This window comes from Protofrankia sp. Cj5 (assembly GCF_917627405.1).
In the GTDB taxonomy this organism is placed as follows: domain Bacteria; phylum Actinomycetota; class Actinomycetes; order Frankiales; family Frankiaceae; genus Protofrankia.
In genome coordinates this window covers 1-6,967 of the sequence record NZ_CAKJTO010000030.1, presented here as the reverse complement: position 1 = coordinate 6,967, position 6,967 = coordinate 1, and the positions used below count along the sequence as shown (strand labels likewise).

Annotated in this window: 7 protein-coding genes; 6 read left to right on the top strand and 1 reads right to left on the bottom strand. The window is 62.5% G+C overall.

Annotated elements, in window-relative coordinates:
* The 5 genes from MJ777_RS08950 to MJ777_RS08930 form a co-directional block, all read left to right on the top strand.
* The coding region (locus MJ777_RS08950; protein ID WP_239375078.1) for an IS256 family transposase at positions 1-787 on the top strand (787 nt) is incomplete at its 5' end.
* A gap of 109 nt (positions 788-896) precedes the next feature.
* Positions 897-1,205, top strand: a complete 309-nt coding sequence (locus tag MJ777_RS08945) for a tyrosine-type recombinase/integrase (protein ID WP_239375075.1) — start codon at positions 897-899, stop codon at positions 1,203-1,205.
* Positions 1,202-2,185 carry a tyrosine-type recombinase/integrase gene (locus tag MJ777_RS08940; protein ID WP_239375072.1) on the top strand — a complete coding sequence of 328 codons (984 nt, stop codon included), beginning with the start codon at positions 1,202-1,204 and terminating at the stop codon, positions 2,183-2,185. Before MJ777_RS08945 ends, MJ777_RS08940 begins: the two co-directional genes overlap by 4 nt.
* A complete protein-coding gene (locus tag MJ777_RS08935) occupies positions 2,175-3,179 on the top strand; it encodes a tyrosine-type recombinase/integrase (protein WP_239375069.1) in 1,005 nt (334 codons plus the stop codon). Before MJ777_RS08940 ends, MJ777_RS08935 begins: the two co-directional genes overlap by 11 nt.
* A gap of 106 nt (positions 3,180-3,285) precedes the next feature.
* Positions 3,286-3,942, top strand: a complete 657-nt coding sequence (locus MJ777_RS08930; protein WP_239375066.1) for a group II intron maturase-specific domain-containing protein — start codon at positions 3,286-3,288, stop codon at positions 3,940-3,942.
* 270 nt (positions 3,943-4,212) lie between these two features.
* On the opposite strand, the gene MJ777_RS08925 is transcribed toward MJ777_RS08930, so the two are convergent.
* Positions 4,213-5,640, bottom strand: a complete 1,428-nt coding sequence (locus tag MJ777_RS08925) for a lipase family protein (protein WP_239375063.1) — start codon at positions 5,638-5,640, stop codon at positions 4,213-4,215.
* 565 nt (positions 5,641-6,205) lie between these two features.
* Here MJ777_RS08925 and MJ777_RS08920 point away from each other — a divergent pair.
* On the top strand, positions 6,206-6,967 hold a 762-nt coding region (locus MJ777_RS08920; protein ID WP_255724020.1), incomplete at its 3' end, for a thiamine pyrophosphate-binding protein.

Genomic DNA, 6,967 nt, shown 5'->3' with positions numbered 1-6,967 from the left:
GGCGGAGGAGATCACGGCCTGGCAGAACCGGCCCGTCGACGACGTCTATCCGATCATGTATGTGGATGCGATCCGGATCCGGGTCAAGGACCGTGGAGTCGTCACCATGAAGGCGGCGCACCTGGTCGTGGGCGTCGACGTGGAGGGCCGCAAGCACGTCCTGGGGGTGTGGATCGCGGACGCGGAGGGGGCAAAATTCTGGCTTTCGGTGCTCACGCAGCTACGGAATCGTGGATTGCGGGACGTATTAATCGCCTGCTGCGACGGGCTGACCGGCCTTCCTGAGGCAATCACGTCGGTATTCCCGGATACGGTCGTGCAAACCTGCGTCGTGCACGTCGTCCGCAATGCGATGCGGTTCGTTTCCTACGGCGACCGGAAGAAGGTGGCCGCGGCTATGCGGGCCATCTACACCGCGCCGTCGGTCGAGGCCGCTGAAACAGCGCTCGGTGACCTGGAGAAGGAATACGGCCGGCAGTATCCCGGCGCCGTCGACGTGTGGAAGCGGGCCTGGGCCGAGTTTATTCCCTTCCTGGACTATCCTCCCGAGCTCCGTAAGGTCGTCTATACCACGAACCTTATCGAGTCCATCAACTTTCAGCTTCGGAAGATAACGAAGACCCGTGGGCATTTCCCATCGGATGAGGCGGCGATGAAGCTACTCTACCTGGGGATCCGGAATATCTCGACCAAACGCGGAGGTGAGAACGGGACCGGCACTCAGGGTTGGAATCAGGCGCTGAACGCGATGGTGATCCTGTTCCCGGGCAGGCTCCCACTTCACTAATCAAAAAGTAAATCACACGGCAAGGACAATTCCTGCCCATCCTTACACGAAAAACTGGACAGGCCCCGACTACATCCGGCACGGTCGGCCCGCCTGCGACGCCCCACAGGTGTTCATCCGGCACACCGCCCCGATCGGGGGGTTCTCCGACCAGGACCACCTCCACCAGATCCTGGTCAAGTACGCCCGGATCGCGCACGTGCCGGTGAGCGAACAGCGCCGGCACGGCATGCACTCATTGCGTCACACGCTGGCGACGAGGTTGATGGAAGGCGGCACCCCGATCGAGCAGATCGCCGACATTCTCGGACACCAGTCCGTGAGGTCGACGGGCGTGTATCTGAAGTCCTCGCTGGTGCTGCTGCAGACATGTGCGCTGAACCCGGACGCGCCGGCCAACGGGGAGACACCGCGATGAGCACCGAAATCATGCTGACCGACGCGATCACGGGGCTGGTCACGCAGAAGCGCGCCGTCGGCTACAAATACACCACCGAGGAACGGATCCTGGCGCGGTTCGCCACGTTCGCCCGTGCCGAGTTCCCCGGCCTTCAGGCGCCCAGCCGGGAGTGCGTCGAGGCGTGGATCGCGGCCGGACGACGGCGCGGGGTCACCCCGGCGACGATGCAGGGCCTGGTCGCGCCGGTCCGAGAACTGTCCCGCTGGCTTCACCGGCGAGGGATCGCCGCCTATGTCCTGCCCTACGGCACATTGCCCCGGCCCGCTCGCTACGTCCCGCACATCTACACCGACGCCGAACTCGCCGCGTTCTTCGCGCAGACCGACCGCTGCCACTACTGCGCCGAGGTCCCGGTGCGCCATCTGGTCATGCCGGTGCTGTTCCGCACGATTTACGGCTGCGGCCTGCGGGCCTCAGAAGCCCGCCTGCTGCGCGTCGCCGACGTCGACCTGCGCACCGGTGTACTCCAGATCCGTGACGCGAAGGGCGGCAAGGACCGCCAGACCCCCCTCGCGGCGTCGCTGCACCGCAGGCTCGCCACCTTCGACGCCGACCCGGCGATCCGCCGTGTCGGCGGGGAGTGGTTCTTCCCCGGCACCCACGGCAGGCCGCTCGCCCTGATGAACGTCAACAGGAACTTCCGCCGGTTCCTCTGGCAGGCACGCATCCCGCACGGCGGTCGCGGCCACGGCCCCCGTGTGCACGACATGCGACACACGTTCGCGGTCAACAATCTTCGCACGTGGTTCCGTCGCGGCGACGACGTCGGCGCGCTGCTGCCGGTCCTACAGACCTACCTGGGCCATGCCTCGATCGGCGATACCGCCTACTACCTGCACCTGACGGCCGAGTCCTACCCCGATATCGCCGCCCAGGTTCAGCGCGTCCTCGGCGAGGTCGTCCCGCCCGTCACCGACTGGCCGCACGATGGCGACTGACTTCGCGACCGCGCTGCGACGTTTCCTCACCGCGCACCTGGCCGGGATACGCGGCAGTTCAGCGAACACCGTCGCGTCCTACCGTGACGCCTTCAAACTATTGATCGTCTTCTTCCGGGACGTCCGGTCGATTCCCCCGGAGAAGCTCACCCTCGAACACATCGACGCCGACGCCGTCGGCACGTTCCTGGACTGGCTCGAGGACAGCAGACACAACACCGTCGCGACCCGCAACCAGCGCCTCGCCGCGATCAGCGCGTTCTCCCGGTGGCTGGCCTCTCAGGACCCCACCCTGCTGGCCTGCTGCCAGGACATCCTCGCCATCCGCGCCAAAAAACACGCCCAGCCGGGGGTCAACCACCTCACCGTCGCCCAGACCCGCAGCCTGCTCGCCGCACCGGACCGGTCCACCCGCCACGGCCGCCGCGACGCGGTGCTGCTCGCCACGCTCTACGACACCGGGGCCCGCGCCCAGGAACTCGCTGACCTGGTCGTGCGCGATATCCGCCTCGAAGCACCGCCGATCGCCGCCCTGACCGGCAAAGGACGCAAAACCCGCCACGTCCCGCTCGTCGGCAACACGGTCGGACTCCTGGACGCCTACCTCGCCGAACACCACCTCACGCGGTCCGGCCACAGCGACCATCCGCTGTTCTTCAACCAGCACGACACCAAGCTCAGCCGCGGCGGGATCGCCTGGATCATCCGGAAACACCAAGCGAGCACGGCCGACCCGACGCTCACCACCGTCAAGATCACACCACATACCCTGCGCCACAGCAAGGCCATGCACCTCTACGAGGCCGGCATTCCCCTACCCTACATCCGCGACATATTAGGACACGTCGACCTGTCCACCACTGAAATCTACGCACGGGCCTCGACCGAAGCCAAACGCAAGGCGCTCGAAGCCGCCTACACCGACATCGTCACCGACGACCTCCCCGAGTGGAACCAAGACCCCGACCTGCTCAACTGGCTCACCTCGCTGTGAGCCCCCGCCGCTGACAGGTTATGCGCAGCGCTCAAGCCCCGATCGGGCCCTCACCAGGCCCGACAGGCCAACACTGCGCATAACCCAGCACTATTCATAAGGTGCGGTGGGCTCGCCGTTGTTGGCCAACCTGTTGCTGCATTATGGTTTCGATGCGTGGATGGCTCGGGAGTTTCCGACCGTCCCGTTCGAGCGTTTCAGTGACGAAATCGTGGTCCACTGTGTTAGCGAGTCCGCGGCCCGCCGGGTGCGGGACGCGATCGCTGGTCGGCTCGCTGAGATCGGGCTCGAACTGAGCCCGGAGAAGACGCGGATAGCGTACTGCAAGGACAGCAGGCGGCGCCAGGACTATCCCGTGGTGTCGTTCACGTTCTGTGGCTATACGTTCCGTCCCCGGAAGGCATATGACCGGAGGAGCCGTAAGGCGTTCACCGGTTTCCTGCCAGGGGTCAGCGAAGGCAAGCTGACCGATATGAGCCGCCGGGTGCGCTCCTGGCGGCTTCCTCGACGCACCACCAGGACACTTGACGACCTCGCTCGGGGGATTAACCCTGTGGTCGGGGGCTGGCTTCCATACTCCACCAGGTTCTACCCGACCCTGGTGGTCCCACTGTGCAGGCGTATCGATCGCCATCTGATGCGCTGGGCGCGGGCGAAATATGCGCGGCTGCGAAGCGACAAACGTGCGCGGGAGTGGCTCAAAAGGGTCCGAAAACGGGATCCGGGCCTGTTCGCGCACTGGCAACTCGCCTACACGTCCTGACAACTGGGCGGCACGAGCCCCGTGACGGGAGACTGTCATGCGGGGAATCTGTGGGAGGCGGCCGGTGCGACTCCGGCCGCCCACCCGGCGAAATTCCCCCGGGCTACCCGGCGAGCCGAATGAGTCCGACTCCGCTCGCGAGAAATAGTCTCCTGCTCCTCGATTGTCAGCAGCTCGTGCCGGCTCGTCCACCGTGCAGTCTCCCCGACGCTACTGATATGATCCCCTCGAAGCGTCGCTACGACCATTTGACGCCGCCACCGAACACCCTCAGCCGACCAGCGGAAGTTTGACCGGGATCCGGGGGATCCGAGGAGCCCTGTCACGAAACGGCTTAAAAACACCCTTGGCGACATTTATCGGAAAGGCGGGTAGCTGTTCGGCAAAAGTACGCATGCCTTCAGCTACCGACTCTCCTACGGCTTCCCGAATGGTGTCCCGCACGAGATCTTGTAGGCTCTCTCGTATCTTGGGCAGGCCAGGCACCTGACCGGCCCGTTGGGTTTGCTGAATACCGGGTTCTGGGAGGATTTGGTCGTCACCGAGTTCGTTCGGCCTGCCTACCGGCGTCAGTGCCTGTATATAGTTTTGGGGGAAATGGTGGGCAATCGAAAAGTCGGTCGAGGTGACCAATGGTAGGATCGAATCAAGGATGTGCAGCTGCTGGAGTGGGAACTCGGCTGCGGCTGTAGCGAGGTCCAATACATTTCCCATCTGTTGACTATTCGAACTCGGCTCCCAATTTCCATTGTAGCGAAATTCTGAACCAAAATGCGCAAAGTCTCCCGTTGATCTGGGGGGGTAATGCGGAATAGGGTCATCTCGATAAATATATCGAAAGATTGGAGGTCGGTCCACCTCGGGTATATGGCTGTACGCTTCGGCTAGTTTCGCTGAGCCGATCATCGGCTGGCCGAAAGTGTATACACCCCGAAGCTTCTCCCGGATCTCCCTGTAGGTCGGGTCACTGATTAGTTTTAGTGCCATGAATGCCGCCATCGCGCCACCGAGGCTGTGGCCGGTGATATAGAGGGCAGGGTCCTTGCCTGGCGTGACCTTTGGGTTCCTGGTCGAATCGCTTAGGATCGATTCACCGGCCAGGCCGCGCCTCAGCGTGCGAAGGACCTCATATGCGGTTACACGCGTGTTGCGATAGAATCCCATGTGAACGTCAAAAGGCTCTCCCGGGCGATTGTCGTCAGGATCGAAGTCAAGGCGAGCCTTCCGATGATCTTGTGCGGTAACGTCCAAAGCGGTAAACCAGTTGAGAATATTTGCCGGCTCGGTTCCCCGGTAAGCTAGAATGAGAACTTTCCTGTCAATGCTCTGTACTATGAATGCCGTAGAGTAAATGAACATACTGTCGATGCGCTCGTCCACAACACGACAGCTGTTTCGGTCGAGCCCTGCACGGACCATCATGTCGGCCAAGATGTTCGACGGGTACGTCGTGACCGCGTTCGACGACCTATGGGCGGAAGATTCGGGACGTATCTTATCTGTGATATCTATTGCCCCGTAGGTGTAACCGGCACAGATGGCCATTACGTTTCGAATGGTCTCGCTCTGCTCCTTGCCTCCCGCTTCTGCGAGCAGGTTGCTCAGGTTATCGTACAAGGGGAAAGTGACACCGGGATCTGTTCTCTTGTACGGCCTGAAAGTTTCAAAGTCGGGACCCTGGTAGTTGTAGATACGCATAACGGCTATACCTCCGCTAGCTGCCATTTCATACAGGTGCGCCGAAAGCTGCAACTTGAACCTAGCGTAGGACACCGCTAACCGCTCGCGTTCCTTTCGCTTCTTTTACAAACGTTTGGAAGATCCCTTCTGAATGGCATTTCCAATAGCCGGCTACATTCGCTGCAGATCGCCCCTTATGCGCCGCTCCGATGACTTCTGTGATCTGGCGCCAGGAACGCGGCGACGGCGTCGATCCGAGGTCGAGAAAGGTGATTTACCACCGAGCTACGAACGAGTTCGAGGTGCGGCACTACCGGATATACGAATAACGACGATATGTGCCAGCAGGCTGGATTTTTTCGGCGCCCCCCAGCCGGCGAAAAACAGGCATTTCGCTCGACGTCGGCGCGAGGAGCCGATCGGCGGTCTACGATTGGTTCGGCTGCCCTGCACGCAACTAGATAAGAAGCCGCTCCGGGTGTTTGCTGAGTCGTGGGCGAATTGGCTATAAATGCGGAAATCCATCGGAATTGGGAAGTGTCGCGTGTCCAGGCCAGTGGACCGTCACCACTCTAGGAGGGCGATGCAAGTCTACGAGGCACTCGTGAAGGGATTGGAGAGCGCGGGGGTCGACACCGTGTTCGGTGGCAACGGTGAGAACATCGCCAGCCTGGCGTTGGCGCTCAAACACTCACGGAAGATCCGGGCAGTCATGACCCGGCATGAACAGGCCGCATCATTTATGGCCTGCGGATATGCGATGTATACGAACCGGTTGGGTGTCTGTTTCGCAACGGTCGGCCCCGGTGCGTTCAACCTGTTCTCCGGACTGGCGGTCGCTCTGTCCGACTCCTACCCGGTCCTGGCGATCACTGGTTTCGTCGCCCTCGATTGGCGCGGTCGCGGAGCGGTGAACGACACGTCCGGGTTGAACCGAACGCCTGATTCGCAGGTTATGTTCGCGGCGACGACCAAGAAATCTTATCTGCTCGCAGATGCCGCGGACGCGTGCGACGTGCTCGAGGAGGCGGTGAACGTCGCTTTTGAGGGGAGGCCGGGACCGGTCCACATCCACGTGCCGCAGAACCTCACCCACCGCGGTGTGACGGTGCGCAACTACCACGATCCCGTCATCGCCGTGGCGCCTGCGCGGCCCGATCCGACGCAGGTCGACGCGATCGCCGCGGAGTTGGCGGACGCACTGCGGGACGGGCGCCGGGTCGTCGTCCTCGCCGGCTTCGGAACGATCCGCAGCCACGCTGAGACGGCGATGCTGCGGTTCGTCGAACGGTTCCAGATCCCGCTCGTCACGACCCTGGATGGCAAGGGCGTTATCGCCGAGACG

What these genes read in the sequence shown, in the direction of transcription:
- MJ777_RS08925 (WP_239375063.1), bottom strand. Translation starts at nt 5,640, where the DNA reads ATGCGTATCTACAACTACCAGGGTCCCGACTTTGAAACTTTCAGGCCG.
- MJ777_RS08935 (WP_239375069.1), top strand. Translation starts at nt 2,175, where the DNA reads ATGGCGACTGACTTCGCGACCGCGCTGCGACGTTTCCTCACCGCGCAC.
- MJ777_RS08940 (WP_239375072.1), top strand. Translation starts at nt 1,202, where the DNA reads ATGAGCACCGAAATCATGCTGACCGACGCGATCACGGGGCTGGTCACG.